Annotated in this window: 17 protein-coding genes and 2 pseudogenes; 4 read left to right on the top strand and 15 right to left on the bottom strand. The window is 72.0% G+C overall.

Going from position 1 to position 21,776, the window contains the following annotated elements; genetic code table 11:
* The 14 genes and pseudogenes from ACFWZ5_RS35920 to ACFWZ5_RS35985 form a co-directional block, all read right to left on the bottom strand.
* A pseudogene (locus tag ACFWZ5_RS35920) lies at positions 1-677 on the bottom strand (ribonuclease E/G); the annotation flags it as partial.
* Between the two features lie 248 nt (positions 678-925).
* A complete protein-coding gene (locus ACFWZ5_RS35925) occupies positions 926-1,741 on the bottom strand; it encodes a TIGR03936 family radical SAM-associated protein (protein ID WP_384799267.1) in 816 nt (271 codons plus the stop codon).
* A gap of 180 nt (positions 1,742-1,921) precedes the next feature.
* Positions 1,922-3,049: a hypothetical protein gene (locus tag ACFWZ5_RS35930; RefSeq protein ID WP_384799264.1), complete on the bottom strand. Its 1,128-nt coding sequence runs from the start codon at positions 3,047-3,049 to the stop codon at positions 1,922-1,924.
* A gap of 63 nt (positions 3,050-3,112) precedes the next feature.
* Positions 3,113-5,038 carry a TIGR03960 family B12-binding radical SAM protein gene (locus ACFWZ5_RS35935; protein ID WP_384799261.1) on the bottom strand — a complete coding sequence of 642 codons (1,926 nt, stop codon included), beginning with the start codon at positions 5,036-5,038 and terminating at the stop codon, positions 3,113-3,115.
* Between the two features lie 93 nt (positions 5,039-5,131).
* On the bottom strand, positions 5,132-6,793 hold the full coding sequence (locus tag ACFWZ5_RS35940; protein ID WP_384799258.1) for a CHAD domain-containing protein: 1,662 nt from the start codon (positions 6,791-6,793) through the stop codon (positions 5,132-5,134).
* A 59-nt stretch (positions 6,794-6,852) separates the two neighbouring features.
* A complete protein-coding gene (gene rodA / locus ACFWZ5_RS35945; protein ID WP_384799255.1) occupies positions 6,853-8,046 on the bottom strand; it encodes a rod shape-determining protein RodA in 1,194 nt (397 codons plus the stop codon).
* A 6-nt stretch (positions 8,047-8,052) separates the two neighbouring features.
* Complete coding sequence (mrdA, locus tag ACFWZ5_RS35950; RefSeq protein ID WP_384799252.1) at positions 8,053-10,230, bottom strand: penicillin-binding protein 2; 2,178 nt, start codon at positions 10,228-10,230, stop codon at positions 8,053-8,055.
* Between the two features lie 73 nt (positions 10,231-10,303).
* Complete coding sequence (gene mreD / locus ACFWZ5_RS35955; RefSeq protein ID WP_384799249.1) at positions 10,304-10,978, bottom strand: rod shape-determining protein MreD; 675 nt, start codon at positions 10,976-10,978, stop codon at positions 10,304-10,306.
* Positions 10,979-10,992: 14 nt separating this feature from the next.
* Entirely contained in the window at positions 10,993-11,949 is a 957-nt protein-coding gene (gene mreC, locus ACFWZ5_RS35960; protein WP_384799246.1) for a rod shape-determining protein MreC, read from the bottom strand.
* Positions 11,950-12,178: 229 nt separating this feature from the next.
* Positions 12,179-13,198, bottom strand: coding sequence for a rod shape-determining protein (locus ACFWZ5_RS35965; RefSeq protein ID WP_028802628.1), 1,020 nt, complete (start codon positions 13,196-13,198; stop codon positions 12,179-12,181).
* A gap of 326 nt (positions 13,199-13,524) precedes the next feature.
* Entirely contained in the window at positions 13,525-13,938 is a 414-nt protein-coding gene (gene ndk, locus ACFWZ5_RS35970) for a nucleoside-diphosphate kinase (protein ID WP_384799243.1), read from the bottom strand.
* A 429-nt stretch (positions 13,939-14,367) separates the two neighbouring features.
* A pseudogene (locus ACFWZ5_RS35975) lies at positions 14,368-14,553 on the bottom strand (DUF4233 domain-containing protein); the annotation flags it as partial.
* Positions 14,554-14,687: 134 nt separating this feature from the next.
* Positions 14,688-15,044, bottom strand: a complete 357-nt coding sequence (locus ACFWZ5_RS35980; protein WP_384799240.1) for a DUF4233 domain-containing protein — start codon at positions 15,042-15,044, stop codon at positions 14,688-14,690.
* Positions 15,045-15,049: 5 nt separating this feature from the next.
* Positions 15,050-16,633, bottom strand: coding sequence for a bifunctional folylpolyglutamate synthase/dihydrofolate synthase (locus tag ACFWZ5_RS35985; RefSeq protein WP_384799238.1), 1,584 nt, complete (start codon positions 16,631-16,633; stop codon positions 15,050-15,052).
* 140 nt (positions 16,634-16,773) lie between these two features.
* On the opposite strand from ACFWZ5_RS35985, the gene ACFWZ5_RS35990 reads away from it, so the two are divergent.
* Positions 16,774-17,781, top strand: a complete 1,008-nt coding sequence (locus tag ACFWZ5_RS35990) for a rod shape-determining protein (protein ID WP_384799236.1) — start codon at positions 16,774-16,776, stop codon at positions 17,779-17,781.
* Between the two features lie 107 nt (positions 17,782-17,888).
* Here ACFWZ5_RS35990 and ACFWZ5_RS35995 read toward each other — a convergent pair whose 3' ends face one another.
* On the bottom strand, positions 17,889-19,064 hold the full coding sequence (locus ACFWZ5_RS35995) for a sensor histidine kinase (RefSeq protein WP_384799234.1): 1,176 nt from the start codon (positions 19,062-19,064) through the stop codon (positions 17,889-17,891).
* Positions 19,065-19,254: 190 nt separating this feature from the next.
* On the opposite strand from ACFWZ5_RS35995, the gene ACFWZ5_RS36000 reads away from it, so the two are divergent.
* From ACFWZ5_RS36000 to ACFWZ5_RS36010, 3 genes are read left to right on the top strand one after another with little or no spacing between them, the layout of a single operon-like run.
* Positions 19,255-19,884: a hypothetical protein gene (locus tag ACFWZ5_RS36000; RefSeq protein ID WP_384799232.1), complete on the top strand. Its 630-nt coding sequence runs from the start codon at positions 19,255-19,257 to the stop codon at positions 19,882-19,884.
* Positions 19,885-19,893: 9 nt separating this feature from the next.
* A complete protein-coding gene (locus ACFWZ5_RS36005) occupies positions 19,894-21,051 on the top strand; it encodes an ATP-binding protein (RefSeq protein ID WP_384799229.1) in 1,158 nt (385 codons plus the stop codon).
* Complete coding sequence (locus ACFWZ5_RS36010) at positions 21,009-21,764, top strand: response regulator transcription factor (protein WP_384799226.1); 756 nt, start codon at positions 21,009-21,011, stop codon at positions 21,762-21,764. Before ACFWZ5_RS36005 ends, ACFWZ5_RS36010 begins: the two co-directional genes overlap by 43 nt.
* Positions 21,765-21,776: the final 12 nt, after the last annotated feature.

Raw genomic sequence — 21,776 nt, forward strand, 5'->3', positions numbered from 1 at the left:
GCCTCGGTGGCCTGCGCGGCGGTCGGCTCCGCCGTGGGGGCGGACACGGCACGGGTCGCGCGGCGGCGGGTACGGCGCGGCGCGGCGGACTCCGACTCGGCGGCCTCGGGCTCGACGGCCTTCGGCGCGGCGGCCTCGGGCGCGGTCTCCGCGGCCACGGGCTCCGCTGCCGCCTCGTCGGCGCCCTTCGGCGCACCGGCAGGGGCGGAGGCACGGCGCGTCGCACGACGACGCGTACGACCGGCCGGAGCGGCCTCCTCGGCCTCGGCCACGGCAGGCTCGGCGGCCGGGGCCTCGACGGGGCGCTCGGCGGCCACGGGCTCCGCTGCCGCCTCGTCGGCGCCCTTCGGCGCACCGGCGGGCGCGGAGGCACGGCGCGTCGCACGACGACGCGTACGACCGGCCGGGGCGGCCTCCTCGGCCTCCGTCACGGTCGGCTCGGCAGCCGCGGCTGCCGCTTCCGTTTCGGTCTCCTCAACATCGGCGTCGACAGCGGCGTCGGCGTCCGTGAGGGCGGTGGCGGGGGCGGCCGGTATGGCCGGCGCGGCCTCCGTGGTGGTGCCCGCGGGCGGTCCCGCGGGACGCGACGCGGCCCGGCGCCGGCGGCGCGGGGGCAGGGTGTCGCTGGGGGTGCTGTTGTTCGGCGAGCCCTCAGTGGGGTCGTTCGGCTCAAGCATGCGGGCGGTTCTCCCGTCACGCTCCCGGGCGCCGCGCCGTAACCGGACGTACCCGCGGCCCTCGCTTACCGCGCGGGGCCGCCATCCGAGGGCGTGGGCGCCGCACGGGAGCTCTCTGTGTCTTGTCTCGCCGGTTCCGTACGCCTCGAGTGCGGACGGCCTGGCGAAAGTCTTCTGGTCAGTGCGCTGCCCGACCCAGGTGGCTCCCGGATACGAGGGCGGCGCTGCGGTGTTCTCGGCGAGCGCCCCTACGCGGGACCTTCCGGCACCGGCGCCGTCGCGGCGGCAGCTGCGGCGGCCCCTGAACGGGGGTGCCCATCGGTTGGGGCGGCCGTGACTGCCTCGCGGTCGGGCGCGAGCGGGTCGGTCACCGTGCCGGTCTCGTCATCGAAAAGCCCCTGCGCCAGCCTGGTCACCGCTGCGGGGACCGGCGGCGCCAGGTCGGCCACAGCTCGGAGACCGGACAGGACGTCGTCGGGTCGGACGGCAGGTGTCACGTGCCGTACAACCAGCCGCAGTATCGCACAGGGCCTGTCGGTCGGCCTATCAGCGTCGGAGGCGAGCGCCTCCGGGCCGAGGGCGTCCAGGCTCACGACGGCGGCGCGGGCGTCGAACGTGCGCATCCCGTTCTTCGTGCGGCGCTGGACCTCGACGGTCTCGGCGGCGCGGAAGGCGGCGGCGGCGCGCTCGGCGTCCGCGGGCTCCACGCCGTCCAGGCGCAGCTCCCAGACGGAGGCCGTGAGCCGGTCGGCGAGCCCGGAGGTGCGGGCCTCGACGGCGTCGACGACGTCGAGCCCTGCGGGCAGCGACTCGTCGAGCAGCGCACGCAGCTGCTGCGGGTCGCGGGGCGCGGTGAGGGCGATCTCCAGATACTCGGCCTCGCTGCCCGTGCCGGTGGGTGCGGCATTGGCGTACGACACCTTCGGGTGCGGGGTGAAGCCCGCCGAGTACGCCATGGGCACCTCGGCGCGGCGCAGCGCCCGCTCGAAGGCGCGCTGGAAGTCACGGTGGCTGGTGAACCGAAGGCGGCCGCGCTTGGTGTAGCGCAGTCGGATGCGCTGCACCGCGGGCGCGGGCGGCGGGCCTTCGGGCTGTCGCTTGCCCAGGGGAACTTCTCCTCGTGTACGCGGTCCGTGACGCTGGCCCCGCATGGGCGGGGAGCACGTCCGGGCTGGCGCTTGCCCGGTGTTGTAGCCCGGATCAGCCCCGCGTCGGCGGGGACATTTCGCGCCGGACCCTTTGCCCTAGGGTACGCGCTTCACGTCCACACGTTCCCGCTGGGCCTCAGAGCCACTGGCCAGGGGCGCCTTCTCGTGGGACGCGCCGAACAGCAGTCGGCGGACGTCCGCGCGGGCCTCCCGCACGGTCTCCCGCACCGAGCCGAGCGCCGCCCTCGCCGTACGGCCCACGGCCCGGACCACACGCTCGGCCGGCCGCCACAGCACGTCGCGCACGGCGTGCCCGACCGGCGTGAGCACGGCCTCGTACACCCAGCGCACGGGCTCCACGAAGATCAGCTTCAGGAGCCGCTTCAGGAAGCCCCAGACGGCCCGCGAGATGTGCCCGGCGATCCGCCAGGCGTGTCCGAACGCGTCACCGATCTCACCGGCGACGAAGGCGATGACACGGCCGACCGGGGCGAGCACGTAGCGCCAGAGGGCGACGGCGGGCACCACGAAGATCCACCGCAAGAGTGTGCCCACGACGAGCCCGATGCCCCGCAGCAGCCACCAGATCCCGAGGCCGACGCCCCGCACGACCCACCAGACGCCCAGGCCGATGCCGCGCAGCACCCACCACACCCGGCCGGACAGCCAGGCGATGCCGTGCCCGACCGGCGTGAGCACGTAGCGGTACAGCCACAGCGCGGGCACGACCACGAGCATCCGCACCAGCCAGGCGGCCCCGTGCCCGATCGGCGTGAGCACGTACCGGTACAGCCATGCGGCGGGTACGACGACCAGCATCCGCAGCAGCCAGGCGAGCCCGCGCCCGACCGGCGCGAGCACGTACCGCCACAGCGCCACCCAGGGCCAGACGAAGAGGGCCTTGCCGACGAACGAGAGGACGGCCCCGACCGCCCGCCCCACGGGCCGCAACGCCCACTGGTACACGAACCGTCCGCACACCACGAGGGCGTCCCACACGATCCGCACGGGCACCACGAACACCAGGACCACGATCCGCACCGGCAGCCGCAGCGCCACGACGAGACACCCCTCGGCCCGCGGGGCGGCGGGCTCGGGGGCGGTCTTCGTCAGGGCGACGGGCTCCGCGCCCGCCTCCGGCACGCGCTGGGGCCACGGCTGCCACTCCGACTGCGGCTGCGGCTGCGGCTGCGGCTGCGGCGGGAGCCTTTTCTCCAGGTCCATGCCCTGTGAGACACCGTCAACGGCGTCTCGTTTCCCCCCGTTTCCGAACTGAGATGTTTCCCGCTACTTGACGACCGTGAGCGGGAGCAGCTTCTTTCCGGTCGGGCCGATCTGAATGTGGGTGTCCATCTGCGGGCACACCCCACAATCGAAGCACGGCGTCCAGCGGCAGTCCTCGACCTCGGTCTCGTCGAGGGCGTCCTGCCAGTCCTCCCAGAGCCAGTCCTTGTCGAGGCCGGAGTCCAGGTGGTCCCAGGGCAGGACTTCCTCGTACGTGCGCTCGCGGGTCGTGTACCAGTCGACGTCCACGCCGAACTCGGCGAGGGCCTTGTCGGCGCAGTCCATCCAGCGGTCGTAGGAGAAGTGCTCGCGCCAGCCGTCGAAGCGGCCGCCGTCCTCGTAGACGGCGCGGATGACGGCGCCGATGCGGCGGTCGCCGCGGGAGAGCAGGCCCTCGACGATGCCGGGCTTGCCGTCGTGGTAGCGGAAGCCGATGGAGCGGCCGTACTTCTTGTCGCCGCGGATCTTGTCGCGGAGCTTGGTCAGGCGGGCGTCGGTCTCCTCCGACGACAGCTGCGGGGCCCACTGGAAGGGGGTGTGGGGCTTCGGCACGAAGCCGCCGATGGACACCGTGCAGCGGATGTCGTTGGAGCCGGAGACCTCGCGGCCCTTCTGGATCACGTTCATCGCCATGTCGGCGATCTGCAGGACGTCGTCGTCGGTCTCGGTGGGCAGGCCGCACATGAAGTACAGCTTCACCTGGCGCCAGCCGTTGCCGTACGCGGTGGCGACGGTGCGGATCAGGTCCTCTTCCGAGACCATCTTGTTGATGACCTTGCGCATGCGCTCGCTGCCGCCCTCGGGGGCGAACGTGAGGCCGGAGCGGCGGCCGTTGCGCGTCAGCTCGTTGGCCAGGTCGACGTTGAAGGCGTCCACGCGGGTCGACGGGAGGGACAGGCCGATCTTGTCCTCCTCGTACCGGTCCGCGAGGCCCTTGGCGACCTCACCGATCTCGGAGTGGTCGGCGGACGAGAGGGAGAGCAGGCCCACCTCCTCGAAGCCGGTGGCCTTCAGGCCCTTGTCGACCATCTCGCCGATGCCCGTGATGGAGCGCTCACGCACCGGGCGCGTGATCATGCCCGCCTGGCAGAAGCGGCAGCCGCGCGTGCAGCCGCGGAAGATCTCCACGGACATGCGCTCGTGGACCGTCTCGGCGAGCGGCACCAGGGGCTGCTTCGGGTACGGCCACTCGTCGAGGTCCATGACGGTGTGCTTGGACACGCGCCACGGCACGCCGGACTTGTTCGGCACGACGCGGCCGATGCGGCCGTCGGGGAGGTACTCGACGTCGTAGAACGCCGGGATGTACACGCTGCCGGTCTTGGCGAGGCGGAACAGGACCTCCTCGCGTCCGCCCGGGCGGCCCTCGGCCTTCCACTGGCGGATGATCTCCGTCATGTCGAGCACGGCCTGCTCGCCGTCGCCGATGATCGCCGCGTCGATGAAGTCGGCGATCGGCTCCGGGTTGAACGCCGCGTGGCCGCCGGCCAGGACGATCGGGTCGTCGAGCGTGCGGTCCTTGGACTCCAGCGGGATGCCCGCGAGGTCCAGGGCGGTCAGCATGTTCGTGTAGCCGAGCTCCGTGGAGAAGGACAGGCCGAACACGTCGAACGCCTTCACCGGGCGGTGGGAGTCCACCGTGAACTGCGGGACCTCGTGCTCGCGCATCAGCTCCTCGAGGTCCGGCCACACGCTGTACGTGCGCTCGGCGAGGACGCCCTGCCGCTCGTTCAGGACCTCGTAGAGGATCATGACGCCCTGGTTGGGCAGGCCGACCTCGTACGCGTCCGGGTACATCAGCGCCCAGCGGACGTCGCAGGATTCCCACGGCTTGACCGTGGAGTTGAGCTCGCCGCCTACGTACTGGATCGGCTTCTGCACATGCGGGAGCAGGGCTTCGAGCTGCGGGAAAACCGACTCGACAGACATCGCTGGACCTTCGTGAGCTGACAGGGGTGACCCTCAAGCCTAACGTGGCCGGGGCCACCCCTCGTCACACGATCGGCGCAGGGCCCGGCCCGCTCAACCGCGGAGCGCCGCCCGCACCTTCGGTCGCGCCGCCTTCGCCCACACCTGAGGCAGTTCCCGCTCCCGCGCCGCCGCGGCCGCCTCCTCGCGGCCGTACAGCAGGCCCCACGTGAACGCGGACTCGCCCGCCAGGTGCGCCTGTACCGCGAGGTCCCGCAGGGTCTCGCGGGCGACGACGCTGTCCTGGTGGTCGCCGAGCACCGTCTGGACGGCCTTCATGCGCTTGGCGAAGCGGCCCGCGGGCTTCCCCAGGGCGGGGCGGGCCGCCTCGCCCGCGTACCGGGCGCGCTTGGCGGCCTTGCGGGCCTCGTGCATCGCGAGGTCCCGCTCCGTGCCGGGCGCGAGCGCCAGCGCGTGGTCCACGCGGGTCGCGAGGCGGTCGTAGTCCTTCAGGACCGCCTTGGGCAGGGCCTGGGCGGCGGGGGCCGCGGCGGCCTTCAGGAGCGGGGGGTCGGCGAGCAGGGCGTCGACCGCGTCGAGGAGGGCCAGATAGCGCTTGGAGTCCAGGACGGCGACGGTCTTGCGGCGCGAGCCGGTGCGGTGGGCCGCCGTCCAGATGCGGAGGCGTCCGCGGACGGGGCCCAGGAGGAGCGTGCGGGGGATGTCCGCCAGGGCGGCCGTCAGCCGGTCGGTGAGGACCTCGCGGTCGCGGTCCACGCCGAGCTCGGCGGCCAGCCACTTCAGCTCGTCGCCGAGGGGGTCGGTGACCTGGCGGTCGAGGATCTTGCGGTACGTCTTGAAGGCGCTGCGGAGCCTGCGGGTGGCTACGCGCATCTGGTGGACGGAGTCGGGGAGGTCCTGGCGGACGGCGGGGTCGAGGTCGACCAGGGCGGTGCGCTGCTCGCGGAGGTACGCGAGGACGTGGGCTCCCGCTGTGTCCGGGTGGGCCTTGTCCTTGGGCTGCCTCCCTCGGGCCTTCGTGCCCTCTTTACCAGGCCTACCCGGCGCGTGGGGCTGTGCCCACCCTTCCCCAAGCTCTCGGCTTCGCTCGAGCAGGGGAGGCCCCACTCGCCCTGCGGGACGACTGCCCACAGCAGGTAGCTCGTCTGCGGTCTCTGCCAGGGCCCTGGCCAGTTTCGACCCCGACTTCGACCGGTGGACGCCCGCCTTGCGGAGCTTCTTCTCGACCTTGTCCAGGAGGGCCGGGTCCCCGGACTGGCCCAGCTCGACCTCGATTTCCGTCCAGGACGTCTCGCCCTGCCCGCCGCTCAGGCGCTGCGCGTGTACGCCGTCCACGCTGACCTCCGCCAGGAGGGCGCCCGACGCGTCGACGAGGTGCCGCAGGTCCCGCGCCGACCGCAGCCGCACAACCGGCACCAGACCGGCCTCGCGGACGCGGGAGCGGACCAGGCCCGCCAGGGAGCGCGGCACCTCGTCCGACAGGGGCGCGTGGACCTCGTCGCGCACGCCGTCCGCGAGGGAGACGGGGAGCTTCAGGTGCCAGCCCGCGTCGTCTCCCCCGGTGCGGCGGCGCAGGGTGATGGAGGCGGCGGCGAGGCGTTGGTCGGGGGTGTCGTAGTAGACGGCGTCCAGGTCGGCGACGCCCTTGTCGATGACGTCCGACACTCCGGCGACGCCCCGCAGGTCGGGGAGGCGCCCGTCGGCTCCGGCGTCGTACTTCCGCTCGATCTCACGCTCGCGCTCGGTGTCCGCCATGAGGCGAATCTAGACGCGATCGAGGGCGCTGGGCAGCCCCTGGGCGCCCCGTGGCGGGATCACGCGGACAGCGGGCGCTGCACCTTGATCGACTGGAGGAGGCCGACGGCCACCCAGACCGCGAACATGGACGAGCCTCCGTACGACACGAAGGGCAGCGGGAGGCCCGCCACCGGCATGATGCCGAGGGTCATGCCGATGTTCTCGAAGGCCTGGAAGGCGAACCAGGCGATGATCCCGGCGGCGACGACCGTGCCGTACAGCTCGGTCGTCTCGCGGGCGATGCGGCAGGCGCGCCACAGGACCACGCCGAGCAGGACCAGGATCGCGCCCGCGCCGACGAAGCCGAGCTCCTCGCCCGCGACGGTGAAGACGAAGTCGGTCTGCTGTTCCGGGACGAACTGTCCGGTGGTCTGGGAGCCCTTGGTCAGGCCGGTGCCGGTGAGGCCGCCGGAGCCGATGGCGATGCGGGCCTGGTTGGTGTTGTAGCCGACGCCGGCCGGGTCGAGGGCGGGGTTGGCGAAGGCGGCGAAGCGGGCGATCTGGTAGTCGTCGAGGACGTGCAGCTGCCATATGGCGACGCCGCCTAGCACGCCGGTGCCGAGCAGGCCGAAGATCCAGCGGTTGGAGGCGCCGGAGGCGAGCAGGACGCCGAGCACGATCATCACTATGACCATGACCGAGCCGAGGTCGGGCATGAGCATGATGATCATGACCGGGACGGCGGCGAGGCCGAGGGCCTGGACGACGGTGCGGTGGTCGGGGTGCTCCTTGTCGCCCGCGTCGACGCGGGCGGCGAGCATCATCGCCATGCCCAGGATGATGGTGATCTTGCAGAACTCGGAGGGCTGGAGCGACTGGCCCGCGATGACGATCCACGCGTGGGCGCCGTTGATGGTCGCGCCGAGCGGGGTCAGGACGAGCAGGATCAGGAAGACCGAGACGCCGTAGAGGATCGGCACCGCGGTGCGCAGGGTGCGGTGGCCGAGCCAGATGGTGCCCACCATCAGGCCGAGGCCGATGCCGATGTTCATGATGTGCTTGATCACGAACGCGTACGGGTCGTCGCCGACGAGCTCCGTGCGGTTGCGGGTCGCCGAGTAGACGAGCGCGGAGCCGATCACGGAGAGCGCGAGGGCGGCGAGCAGCATGGGCCAGTCGAGCCTGCGCAGTATCGAGTCGCGGGCGAACAGGCGGGACATGCTGGAGCGTTCGGGGCCGTAGCCCGAGACGGTGAAGCCGTTGCCGGTCATGGTGGCTCAGTCCCGCCTTCCGGCCGTCGGGAGGTTCGCGGCGAGCTCCTGCTGCTCGGCGGGCGGCTTGGGCTCGCCGGGCTTGAAGGGCTTGACCTTCGGGGCGTCGATGGAGCCGTCGGTCTGGATCTTGGGCAGGGACTTCTGGGGCTCGGGGAGCAGGGCCTTCTTCAGGTCCTGGTTGCCGCTGTCGTCCAGGCCGTACATGGCGTTGTAGATCTGGCGCACGGCAGGACCGGACGCGCCGGAGCCCGTACCGCCCTGGGAGATCGTCATCACGATCGAGTAGTCCTTGGTGTACGTCGCGAACCACGACGTCGTCTGCTTGCCGTAGACCTCGGCGGTGCCCGTCTTGGCGTGCATGGGGATCTTGTCCTGCGGCCAGCCGCCGAACCGCCAGGCGGCGGTGCCCTGCGTGGCGACGTCCGCGAGCGCACCGTCTATGTCCTTGCGCAGGGCCGCGTCCATGGGGAGCTTGCCGTGCGACTTGGGCTTGATCTCCTCGACGCGCTTGCCGTCGCCGCTGATGACGGCCTTGCCGACGGTCGGGTCGTAGAGGGTGCCGCCATTGGCGATGGCGCCGTAGATGGTGGCCATCTGGATCGGCGTGACGAGGGTGTCGCCCTGGCCGATGGAGTAGTTGACGGAGTCACCGGCGCGCATCTTCATGCCTTCGAGGCAGTTCTCGTAGGCGATCCGCTCGGCGTAGTCGCCGCCCTTCTTGCCCTGCTTGCACCAGGCGTCCTTGTTGGCCTGCCAGTAGTTCTTCTTCCACTGGCGGTCGGGGACGCGGCCGCTGACCTCGTTGGGCAGGTCGATGCCGGTCTCCTTGCCGAGGCCGAACTGGTGGGCGGTCTTGTAGAACCAGTCCTGGGGGTCCTTCTTCGGCTTGTTGCCGCCGTCCTTGGCCCACTGGTCGTGCGCGAGCTTGTAGAAGACGGTGTCGCAGGAGACCTCGAGGGCCTGGCCGAGCGTGATGTTGCCGTGGCCCTGGGACTCGAAGTTCTTGAAGGTCTGGCCGCCGATGGAGTACGAACTCGGGCACGGGTAGCGGCCGTTGAACTCGTAGCCCGCGTTCACCGCGGCGGTCGTCGGGATGACCTTGAAGATGGAGCCGGGGGCGGCCTGGCCCTGGATGGCGCGGTTCAGGAGCGGGTAGTTGGACTTCTTGCCGGTGAGCTTGGCGTAGTCCTTGCCGGAGATGCCGCCGACCCAGGCGTTCGGGTCGTACGTCGGGTTGGAGGCCATGGCGACGATGCGCCCGGTCCTGTTCTCCATGACGACGACGGCGCCCGCGTCGGCCTTGTAGTTCTCGCCGGTGTTCTTGTCGAACTCGTCGCGCGCCTTCTTCATGGCGTTGTTCAGCCAGTACTCGGACACCGCCTGGACGCGGGCGTCGATGCTGGTGACGACGTTGGAGCCGGGTTCAGCCTTGTCGGAGTCGGCCTTCCCTATCACCCGGCCGAGGTTGTCGACCTCGTAGCGGGTGACGCCCGCCTTGCCGCGCAGCTGCTTGTCGTACGTCCGCTCCAGGCCGGAGCGGCCCACCTGGTCGGAGCGCAGGAACGGCGAGTCGGTGTCCTTGGCCTTGTTGATCTCGTCGTCCGTGACGGGCGAGAGATAGCCGAGGACCTGCGCGGTGTTGGCCTTGCCGGGCGCGGGGTAGCGGCGCACGGCGGTGGGTTCGGCGGTGATGCCGGGGAAGTCCTCGGAGCGCTCGCGGATCTGCAGGGCCTGCTTGGGCGTGGCCTCGTCGGTGATCGGGATGGGCTGGTAGGGCGAGCCGTTCCAGCAGGGCTGGGGGGTCTTGGAGTCGCAGAGCCGGACCTTGTCGGAGACGTCCTTGGGGCTCATGCCGAGGACGTCGGCGAGCTTGGCGAGGACCGCCTTGCCGTCGTCGTCCATCTTCATCAGCTCGGTGCGGGACGCGGAGACGACGAGGCGGGTCTGGTTGTCGGCGATGGGGACGCCGCGGGCGTCGAGGATCTCGCCGCGCACGGCGGGCTGGACGACCTGCTGGACGTGATTGCCGGAGGCCTCCTCGGCGTACTCGGCGCCGTTGCGCACCTGGAGGTACCACAGGCGGCCGCCGAGAGTGAGGAGCAGCGACACGACAAGGATCTGGATGATGACGAGGCGGATCTGGACGCGCGGGGTGCGCCCGGTCTCCGGAATATTGGTCACTGGTTCGCCCCTCCCCTGGGGTACGCCGAGGACCGCGCCGCTTCGTACGCTGCGTACGTGGACTGCCGTGCGCTCACAGGCGCTTGACCCCCTTGATGCGTCCGGCGCGGGCCGCGCGGACCTTGGCCGCCTTCGTGCGCAGGCCCGCGCCGCGCTGGTTGCCGATGCTCAGGCCGGTGCCGGAGGACAGCCAGCCGGAGGAGACATCGGCGGCCTTGGTGCCCGCGGGGCTCTCGCCCAGCGGGTCGTTCTCGGCGCGGCGGGCGAGCGCGATGATCAGCGGGATCGTGAACGGCGCGAGCAGCAGGTCGTAGAGCGCGGCCGTGAAGAGCAGGCTGCCGAGGCCGACGTGGCGGGCCGCGTCGTCGCCGACGAGGGTGCCCACGCCCGCGTACAGGAGCGTGGAGCCGATGGCCGCGCCGACCACGACGACCAGCGGGCCGCTCGCGGACCTGAGGCGGCCGGTCTCCGGCTTGGCGAGGCCCGCGAGGTAGCCGATGACGCACAGGACCAGGGCGTAGCGCCCGGCGGCGTGGTCGGCGGGCGGCGCGAGGTCGGTGAGCAGGCCCGCGCCGAAGCCGATCAGGGCGCCGCCGACGTGGCCGTAGACGAAGGCGAGGCCGAGGACGGTGAGCAGCACCAGGTCGGGGACGGCGCCGGGCAGTTGGAGCCGGGCGAGGACGCTGACCTGGATGACGAGGGCGACGACGACGAGGGGGACGGCGAGCAGGATCCGGTTGAAGCGCATGGGTGTCAGTGCTCCTACTGCTCGTTCTGCTCGTTGACGGTGCCGTCGGCCGGGGGCTGCCCGGACGGCGTCGCCGTGACCGTCACCGTCGGGGCCGGCTTGGGCTTCTCGGGCTTGGGCGGCAGGACCGTGTCCCGCGGGTCCTTGCGGGGGGCCTCGACGACCACGCCGACGACGTCGAGCTTGGTGAAGCCGACGTACGGCCGGACGTAGACGTTGCGGGTGAGGTCGCCGCCGGAGGGGTCGACGCGGACGACCTCGCCGACGGGCACGCCGGGCACGAACGGCTTGTCGGACTGCGAGCCGAAGGTGACCATGCGGTCGCCCTTCTTGACCTTCGCCTTGCCGTTGAGCATCTGGACGCGCAGCGGGCGGTCGCCCTGGCCGGACGCGAAGCCGAGCTCGTCGGTCTTCTCCATGCGGGTGCCGACGGTGAAGTCCGGGTCGTTGGCGAGCAGGACCGTCGCGGTGGACGGGCCGACGGTGGTGACGCGGCCGACCAGGCCGTCGCCGTTGAGCACCGTCATGTCGCGCTTGATGCCGTCGTTCGCGCCCGCGTCGATGGTGACCGTCCAGGAGAAGCCCTGGGCCGCTCCTATGCCGATGACCTCGGCGCCCTTGATGCCGTACTGGCCGGAGCCGGCCTTCTTCAGGAGCGCGTCGAGCTGCTTGACGCGGCTGCGGTTGCGGTCGTCGCTGCCGAGCTTGGCCTTCAGGGCGGCGTTCTGCCGCTCGAGGTCGGCGATGCGGTCGTGGCGGTCGCCGGAGTCGCGCACCGCGCCGATGGCGTTGCCGATCGGATCCACGGCGGACGCCATGCCGTCCTCGACCGGGCCGAAGACCGTGGCGGCGGCCTGTCGGGCACCGTCGACCGGTGAGTCCTCGCCGCCTCGGATGTCCACCGTGATCAGTGCGAACGCGATGGCGATCAGCAGCACCAGGAGCAGCCGGCTCTCTCGTGTGTCCCTCACGTGCGGCGGCCGTGCCTTCCTCAAGTCGGAAATCTACGGAATCGGACTCCACGGTGTCCGCAGTGTCTGCGCGATCCGCGGAATCCCGATGCCTTGCCCAATTTTTAAGTCTTGCCTATATACCACGTGGGTTTGCCACCCGGTGTCCGCGTCCGTCCCCCGGGAAACACAGCAGCGATCCGCCGTACGAAGTGGCAGGCACTCGTACGGCGGATCATGTCACGTCAGGTCATCTGCGGGGCTGGGCGTCCAGGACCTGCTGGAGCGCCTCGAACTCCTCGACGCACTTTCCGGAGCCGAGCGCGACGCTGTCCAGCGGGTCCTCGGCGATGTGGATCGGCATGCCCGTCTCGCGGCGCAGGCGCTCGTCGAGGCCGCGCAGGAGCGCGCCGCCGCCGGTCAGGACGATGCCGCGGTCCATGACGTCGCCGGACAGCTCGGGCGGGCACTTGTCGAGGGTCGTCTTGACCGCGTCGACGATCGCGTTGACCGGCTCCTCGATGGCCTTGCGGACCTCGGCCGCGGAGATCACGACGGTCTTCGGCAGGCCGGAGACCAGGTCGCGGCCGCGGATCTCGGTGTGCTCGTCGGCGTCCAGGTCGTACGCGGAGCCGATGGTGATCTTGATCTGTTCGGCCGTGCGCTCGCCGAGGAGGAGGGAGTACTCCTTCTTGATGTGCTGGATGATCGCGTTGTCCAGCTCGTCGCCCGCGACGCGGATGGACTGTGCCGTGACGATTCCGCCGAGCGAGATGACGGCGACCTCGGTGGTGCCGCCGCCGATGTCCACCACCATGTTGCCGGTGGCCTCGTGGACCGGCAGGCCGGAGCCGATGGCCGCGGCCATGGGCTCCTCGATGATGTGCACCTGGCGGGCGCCGGCCTGCGACGAGGCCTCGATGACCGCGCGGCGCTCGACGCCCGTGATGCCCGACGGCACACAGACGACCACGCGCGGGCGGGCCAGATAGCGGCGCTTGTGGATCTTCAGGATGAAGTAGCGGAGCATCCGCTCGGTGATCTCGAAGTCGGCGATGACACCGTCCTTCAGCGGGCGCACGGCCACGATGTTGCCCGGCGTGCGTCCGATCATCTTCTTGGCTTCGGCGCCGACCGCGAGGATCCCGCCGGTGTTGGTGTTGATCGCGACGACGGACGGCTCGTTGAGTACGATCCCCCGACCCCTGACGTACACCAGCGTGTTGGCGGTCCCGAGGTCGACAGCCATGTCACGGCCGATGAACGACATGTTGTTCCCCATGAGGATGCGTCTGGCCTTCCCTAGTGGAGCGTGTGATGGCTTGTTAGGTAGGCGAGGTGGGTGCTGTGTGGCGTGGAGGCTTCCATCGTAGTCTCGCCCGCACGGACACGGCGCGAGGGTCTGCGCCATTGTCAGCAGATGATGAGCCGCCCCGCTCTTGGAGACGTGCCATCCGAGGCACGGGTTCCCCCAATCGGGGCGCATATGCCAAAAGACGGCCGAATTTCTTCGGCCGTCCCTGGTCGCGTCCCTGGTCAGACGCGTGCGGTGCGGAGCCGCTGCCGGCTCGCCGCTGACTCGCTCTTGACCCGCTGTCAGACGAGGCCCGGGAAGAAGATCTTCAGCTCGCGCTCGGCGGACTCGGCGGAGTCGGAGGCGTGGATCAGGTTCTCGCGGACGATCACGCCGTAGTCGCCGCGGATGGAGCCGGGGGCGGCGGCGATCGGGTCGGTCGGGCCCGCGAGCTGCCGCACGCCCTCGATGACGCGCTCGCCCTCGACGACGAGGGCCACGACGGGGCCGGAGGACATGAACGCGACCAGGGGCTCGTAGAAGGGCTTGCCCTTGTGCTCGCCGTAGTGCTGCTCAAGGGTCGCCTGGTCGAGCGTGCGCAGCTCGAGGGCGGAGATCGTCCAGCCCGCCTTGCGCTCGATGCGGCCGATGACCTCGCCGATCAGCCCGCGGCGGACCGTGTCGGGCTTGAGAAGGACGAGAGTGCGCTCGCTCATGGTGTGCGGCTCCAAGCGGTGTTTTTACGATCACATGGGATTGGCCCGCACGATACCGCTGCCGCTACGGAGTGTGGTCATCGGGTTTCCTCTCCCACCCGCCCGCCCGTTTCCACCCTCACGCGAGGTGGACGCCCCCTGCGGGGGTACCTCGCCGCTGGCGGCTGCGGGTCCGTGGGTCCTTCCTCTCCCACCCGCCCACCCGTTTCCACCCTCACGCGAGGTGGACGCCCCCAGCGGGGGCCGATCGCCGTCGGCGACAGCGGGTGGGTGGGTGGCGATGCCCATCCGGCGCCTGAGGCGAGCGCGGCAGGGTGGGCATTGAGCCCGTCCGGCGATTGAGGACAAGCGCGCCAGCGCGGATATCGAGCCCGTCCGGCGATTGAGGACGAGCGCGCCAGCGCGATCGGGGGCGGGCCAGGGGCGCGGTCAGCCCCCGGAGGCCTCGCCCTGTTCAGCCAGCGCAGCGAACCTCGCCTTGGCCTCGTCGATCTTCCGGCCGAAGTGGACGGACGCCCACCACAGGGCGGCGAACATCACCCCCATGAAGAACATCATCGGCACGATCACGCCGCTGGCGATCAGGGCGATCTGCAGGGCCCAGCCGAGCTGGACCTGAGGCGAGCGCGGCAGGGTGGGCATTGAGCCCGTCCGGCGATTGAGGACAAGCGCGCCAGCGCGGATATCGAGCCCGTCCGGCGATTGAGGACGAGCGCGCCAGCGCGATCGGGGGCGGGCCAGGGGCGCGGTCAGCCCCCGGAGGCCTCGCCCTGTTCAGCCAGCGCAGCGAACCTCGCCTTGGCCTCGTCGATCTTCCGGCCGAAGTGGACGGACGCCCACCACAGGGCGGCGAACATCACCCCCATGAAGAACATCATCGGCACGATCACGCCGCTGGCGATCAGGGCGATCTGCAGGGCCCAGCCGAGCTGGACGCCGCCCGGCCGGGTGACCATGCCGCACAGCAGGACGGACAGCGCCATGGCGACCCCGCACACCGTCCAGACCGTGCCCATCTCCAGGTCCGGGTCCTTCATGGCGACCAGACCGGCGAAGCCGATGACGAAGAACTCGCCGATCAGGGTCGAGGAACAGAGCGTACGCACGGTGGTCAGCCCCTCCCCAGGAGCAGTCGGGCCTCGCCCACGGTGATGACGGAGCCGGTGACGAGGACACCGCCGCCCGCGTACTCGCCCTCCTCCTCGGCGAGGGTGATCGCGGCCTCCAGGGCGTCGTCGAGGCGGGGCTCGACCTGCACGCGGTCGTCGCCGAAGACCTCGACGGCGATGCCCGCGAGCGTGTCCGCGTCCAGGGCGCGGTGGCTGGTGTTCTGCGTGATGACGACCTCGGCGAAGATCGGCTCGAAGGCCTCGAACATCTCGCGCGCGTTCTTCCCGTCGCTGACGGCGACCACGCCGATCAGGCGGCTGAAGTCGAAGACCTCGCTGATCGCCGCGGCGGCGGCGCGGGCGCCCGCGGGGTTGTGCGCGGCGTCCAGGACGACGGTCGGCGAGCGGCGGACGACTTCGAGGCGGCCGGGGGACGCGACCGAGGCGAAGGCCTTGCGGACCGTGTCGATGTCCAGGGGCTCCACGCGCTGGGCGCCGACGCCGAAGAACGCCTCCACCGCGGCGAGCGCCACCGCGGCGTTGTGCGCCTGGTGGGCGCCGTGCAGCGGCAGGAACACCTCTTCGTAGGCCCCGCCGAGCCCGCGGAGCGTGAGCAGCTGCCCGCCGACCGCGACCTGCCGCGCCTCGACCCCGAACTCCAGGCCCTCGCGCGCGACCGTGGCGTCGACCTCCACGGCCTTCTTCAGGAGCACCTGCGCGGCGTCCACCGGCTGCTGGGCGAGGATGACCGTCGCGTCCTGCTTGATGATGCCGGACTTCTCGGCGGCGATCTCGGCGGGCGTGGTGCCGAGGCGGTCGGTGTGGTCCAGGTCTATGGGCGTGACGACGGCGACCGCGCCGTCGATCACGTTCGTCGCGTCCCAGGTGCCGCCCATGCCGACCTCGACGACGGCCACGTCGACGGGGGCGTCCGCGAAGGCGGCGTACGCCATGCCGGTGAGCACCTCGAAGAAGGAGAGCCGGATCTCCTCCTTGGCGTCGACCATCTCCACGTACGGCTTGATGTCCTGGTACGCCTCCACGAAGCGCTCCGGGGCCATCGGGGCGCCGTCCAGGGAGATGCGCTCGGTGATGGACTGGACGTGCGGCGACGTGTACCGCCCCGTACGCAGGTCGAAGGCGCCGAGGAGGGCCTCGATCATGCGGGCCGTGGACGTCTTGCCGTTCGTCCCCGTGATGTGGATCGACGGGTACGCCCGCTGGGGGTCGCCCAGGACGTCCATGAGCGCCTTGATGCGCTGGACGGACGGGTCCAGCTTGGTCTCGCCCCAGCGGTCCGCGAGCTCCGCCTCGACCTCGCGCAGCGCCCTGTCCACCTCGGGGTCGGCCGGGCGCGCCGGGATGTCGGCGTCGGGCGGGCCGGCCTGGGTGCGCAGGGTGCGGCTGCCGGCCTCGATGACTGCGAGGTCGGGGGATGGGGCCTCCCCTGCTCGAGCGGAGTCGAGAGCTTGGGGAAGGTCGGTTTCGGCCGCGACGAGCTCGTCGAACTCGTCGAACCGGTCGAGTCCGTCGGCGGGTCCGGTCTCGTCGTCCCGCTGGCTGTCGTTCGGAGGGAGGTCACTCACGTACGCCAGTCTACGGAGCCCCTCTGACAACGCCGCCGACGCCCGTGCGGGCGGGTCTCGCGGCTTCGGGACTTTCGTCCCGTCCGATTCGGGACTTTGGTCCCTCCGCTCCCGGGATACGCCCGGCAAACTTGGCGATCATGGACATAGGCATCGACCTCGGCACGGCCAACACCCTTCTGTACGTACGCGGTCAGGGCATCGTGCTCAATGAGCCGTCCGTGGTCGCCGTCAAGGACGGTGCGCGCGCGGCGCTCGCCGTCGGCACGGAGGCCAAGGAGACCATCGGCCGCACCCCCGGCTCCATCACGGCGATCCGCCCCCTCAAGGACGGTGTGATCAGTGACTACGAAGCGGCCGAGGAGATGATCCGGCACTTCGTACGCAAGGCGGTCTCCGGCCGCAGGCCCCGTACGCGCATGGTGGTGTGCGTCCCCAGTGGCGTCACGCAGGTCGAGCGGCGCGCCATCGTGCACGCCGCGCAGCGGGCCGGGGCGCGGGCCGTGCATCTGGTGGAGGAGCCGATGGCGGCGGCGATCGGTGCGGGGCTCCCCGTGGCGGAGCCGCGCGGCTCCATGGTCGTCGACATCGGCGGCGGCACCACGGAGGTCGCGGTGATCTCCCTGGGCGGCATCGTCACCGCCCAGTCCCTGCGGGTGGGCGGCGACCGCCTCGACACGGCGATCACCGACTACGTACGCAAGGAGCACGGGCTGCTCATCGGCGAGCGCACCGCCGAGGACATCAAGGTCGCGATCGGGTCGGCGTGGCCGGTGCCGGGCGAGGACGCCTTCGAGATGCGGACGTTCGCGGTGCGGGGCCGGGAGAAGGTCGGCGGCCTTCCCAAGACCGTGGACCTGACGGCGCGCGAGGTGCGGGGCGCTCTCGACGAGCCCGTCGAGGCCATCATCGCCGCCGTGAAGGTCACGCTGGAGGAGTGCCCGCCGGAGCTGTCCGGCGACGTCATGGAGCACGGCATCGTGCTCACCGGGGGCGGTGCGCTGCTTCCGGGCCTGGACCTGCGCCTCGCGTCCGCGACCGGCATCCCTGTCTTCGTGGCCGACGATCCGCTGGACAGCGTGGCCATGGGGTGCGGGAAGTGTGTGGAGGACTTCGATGGACTGCAGCGGGTGATGAGCGCGGCCTAGCCCTGGCGTGGGCGCCTTGCGCAGTCATCGGGTGGGCGCCCCCCGGCTCCGGTGTTCGGATGGGGCTTCGCCCCTTTCCCCCTTTTTCGCCGCTTCGCGGCTCGTCCTCAAACGCCGGACGGGCTGTCCGTCGTGGGGAGGGTCGCTTTGACCTCGTACGTGTGGTGGTGGGGGCCCGCGGTCAGGGTGCCGCCGAGGACTCGTACTCGCTCCGCCATTCCTGCGGTGCCGGTGCCGGTGGATATCGCCAGCGGTGCGGGGCCCCTCGGCAGCAGGTTGCGCACCCGCACCCGCAGGCATCCCCCGGACACCCGGACCTCGACGTCCACGGGCTCCCCCGGGGCGTGCTTGGCCGCGTTGGTGAGGCACTCCTGGACCACCCGGTGCACCGCGGCCTGGCGCAGCGGTGAGAGGCGGTGGGCGGCGGCGTCGACGTGGAGGCGGACGGGGCTCCCGGCGCGGCGGGAGCGGTCGGCGAGGTCGGGGAGCGCGCCGAGCCCCGGCGTGGGCGCACCGACGACGCCGTCGGGGCCGCGCTGCACGATGATCTCGTTGAGCATGCGGTGCGCGGACCGCGCGGTCTCGGACAGCTCGTCGAACCCGTCTGCGTAGGCGCTGCCCGCCGCGCGCCGCGCGAGGACCTGGGAGCGCACGCTGAGCAGCGTGAGCTCGCGGCCGACGAAGTCGTGCACGTCACGCGCGATGCGGGACCGCTCGCGCTGCACCGCGTGCAGCACGTCGGTCTCGGCCCGCTGGGCCTGCAGCGCGCGGACGAGGTCCTGCCGGTTGGCGGCGACGCCGACCCCCGCGGCGAGCGCGCCGATGGGCACGACGAGGCTGAGGAACTCGCTGAGCGTGTCACCGCGGTGCACCGGCCAGCCGGGCAGGCTGAACATGACGTACGCGAAGGAGACGTAGCCGACGACGCCCGCCGCCCCGGCGAGCCGCCCCCGGTAGCGGGCCAGCGAGTACAGGGCGAACTGCGCGAGGGTCAGCTCGTGCAGCCAGCCGAGGAGCACGAGCGCGACCAGGTACGGCACCCAGGGCGCCGCGCGCCGCAGCAGCAGCGTCGCCGCGCCCGCCGTGAGGACGAGCGTGGCCATGAGGCCGCTCAGCGAGTTGTCCGCCGCGGCGAGGCCCGGCACGTCGAGGGCCATCAGGGCAAGGCAGGCGAGCGCGGTGAGCAGGTCGAGGGCGCGCGGTGCGCGGGCGGCACGCCGGGCGAGGCGACGGCCCGCGGCCACCGCCTGACTGAGCGCCTTGGCGGCGGGCCTGTCGTGCATAGCCCTCCCATCATCGCGGGGGCTTTTGCCCTGACACAGCAGACTTTCGACCTGAATCCGACCCCCGCCGTGTGAGCTGCGCCACTCCCCCATCGCATGCCTACGCCATCAGGTACGTACGCCCGGCACAACGGGTGTACCTCCGGCGCGGCTGCCCCGCCCCCGCGCGGCCCGGCGTTCCAATCGGACCATGTGGTACGCCCAGAATCCGGGTCGCAGGACCCGTCAGCTCGCCGGTGACGCCGCCGCCCTGCTGTGGACCGCGCTGTGGACCGCCGCCGCGATCGTCGCCTACCGGCTTGCCGTGCTCCTCACCCGCCCGGGCACCGACTCGGGTGTCGCCTCGTCCGGGTCGCCCGCCGCGCGCCTGCCCGTGGTGGGCGACGACGTCGGCGCCGCGCTGCGCTCGGTGGCGGGCGTCGTCGACGCCGTCGACCCGCTGACCCTGCGCGCGGGGCTCGCCATCAGCGCGGCCGGACTGTTCCTGGTGCCGGTCGTCATGGTCCTCACGCTCTGGCTGCCGCGCCGCGTCCGCTGGGTGCGGCAGGCGGCCGCGGCACGGGAGCTCGCGGAGTCCGCCAACGGCCGCGAACTCCTCGCCCTGCGCTCGCTCCTGCGCCCCCTCGACGAGGTCGCCGCCACCGCCGCCGACCTGCCGGGGGCCGCCCCCGGCAGCCTCGGCAACCTCGCCGAGGGCTGGCGCCACGCCGACCCCCGCACCCTCGACGCCCTCGCCGACGCCGAGCTGGAACGGCTCGGCCTCGCGCCGGCCCCCGCCATGGGGCCCTTCGGCGGTTTCGTCACCGAGCCCGCGGGCTAGGGCCGGCACATGGCGGTCCAGCCACGGGGCCTGCACGCCCCCTTCTCCGCGGCCGTCCTGCGGGCGATCCCGCAGGGCGCGCTGCTCGTCGGGGACGACGGCCGGGTGATCGCGGCCAACCAGCCGTTCGTGGACATCTGCGGCCTGCACGACGTCGACACGGCGACGGGCGCGCCCGCCGACCCGATCGCGGACGCCGTGGCGCGCCTGCTCCCGGACAGCGAGCGCGGCTCGGTGCGCACGCTGCGCGGCCAGTTCGTCCGCACCGCGGAGATCCGGCTGCGGGACGGGCGTACGCTGCGCCGCAGCCGCCAGCCGATCGACGCGGGCGACCACCGGCTCGGCGTCCTGTGGCTCGTCGAGGACGTCACGGAGCAGCACCGGTACGCGGCCGAGCTGCACCGGCACATCGAAACCCTCGGCGAACTGGCCCGCGAGCGCGCCGAGTTCGCCGCCCGCACCTCGCACGAGCTGCGCACCCCGCTGTCCACCGTCCTCACCTTCTGCGAGCTGCTCGCCGACCCGGCCTCCGGGGCCCTGAACGAGGCACAGCGCGAGTACGTCGACACGATCCGGCGCGGGGCGCAGCGCATGCAGGACATGGCGGACGGGCTCCTGCACCGGTACGCGGAGGCGGCGAGCGGCGCCCCGCCGTCCTTCGCGCCCCTCGACCCGGGCCCCCTGGTGACGCGCCTGGTGCAGGAGGCGACCCCGCGGGCCACCGCCGCCGGCGTCTTCGTGTGCCTGGACCTGCCCGGCGGCGTCCGGGCCCCGCTGGTCGCCGACACCGTCCGCCTCGAACAGGCCCTCGCCGCGCTGCTCGACAACGCCGTGAAGTTCACGCCCGCGGGCGGCACCGTCACCGTCACGGCCCGGCCGCACGACGACGGGGCCACGGCGCCGCCGCGGGCCGGCTGGCTGATCACCGTGCACGACGACGGCATCGGCATCCCCAAGGAGTTCCAGGAGGAGGTCTTCACCGAGTTCGTGCGCGCCCCCAACGCCCGCCGCGGCCCCTACCCGGGCACCGGGCTCGGCCTCAGCGTCGTACGGGACGCCGTGCGGCTGCACGCCGGGACCGTCACCGTGCACAGCGGCGACGGCCACGGCACCGCCGTCGAGGTGTGGCTGCCGCTCGACGGCCCGCCCGGCAGCGGGGCGGCATGACCTGCCTGCTGCTCGTCGAGGACGACGCCGACCTGGGGCTCGCCCTGCGGGTGCTGTTCACGCGGGCCGGGTACGAGGTGGTGGTCGCCGACGACGGGCAGGACGCCCTGCGGCAGCTCTTCGCGCGGCGGCCCGCCCTGATGGTCCTCGACCTGGTCCTGCCGGGCCTCGACGGCTGGGACGTCCTCGACCGCACCCGTGACCTCACCGACCTGCCGGTCCTCATCCTGTCCGGCCGCACCAGCCCCGCCGAGCGCGTCCGCGGTCTGCGCTCCGGCGCCGACGACTACCTCTGCAAGCCCTTCGACCACGTGGAGCTCCTCGCCCGCGTCGAGGCGCTGCTGCGGCGCAGCAACCCCGGGCAGTGGCGGGGTGACTACGTGGAGGCGGGCCTCCGGCTCGTGCCCGAGCGGCGGTCGGCGGTCTGGCAGGGCCACGAGACGCGGCTCAGCGCCATCGAGTACCGGCTCCTCGAGGTCCTCGTACGCAACCGGGGGCGGGTCGTCACCACCGAGCAGTTGCTGAACCTGGTCTGGGACGATCCCGGTGGGACCGGGCGGGAGCGGGTGAAGTTCGCCGTACTCCGCCTGCGCCGCAAGCTCGCCGTGGGCGAGGAGGACGACCCGGTGGAGTCGGTACGGGGCCTCGGGTACCGCTACCGGGGGGAGGACCCTGCCGGGGGCCTCCCCAATCCCGCCCCTTCCCGAAACTAGGGGCTCCGCCCC

This window comes from Streptomyces sp. NPDC059003 (genome assembly GCF_042740445.1).
In the GTDB taxonomy this organism is placed as follows: domain Bacteria; phylum Actinomycetota; class Actinomycetes; order Streptomycetales; family Streptomycetaceae; genus Streptomyces.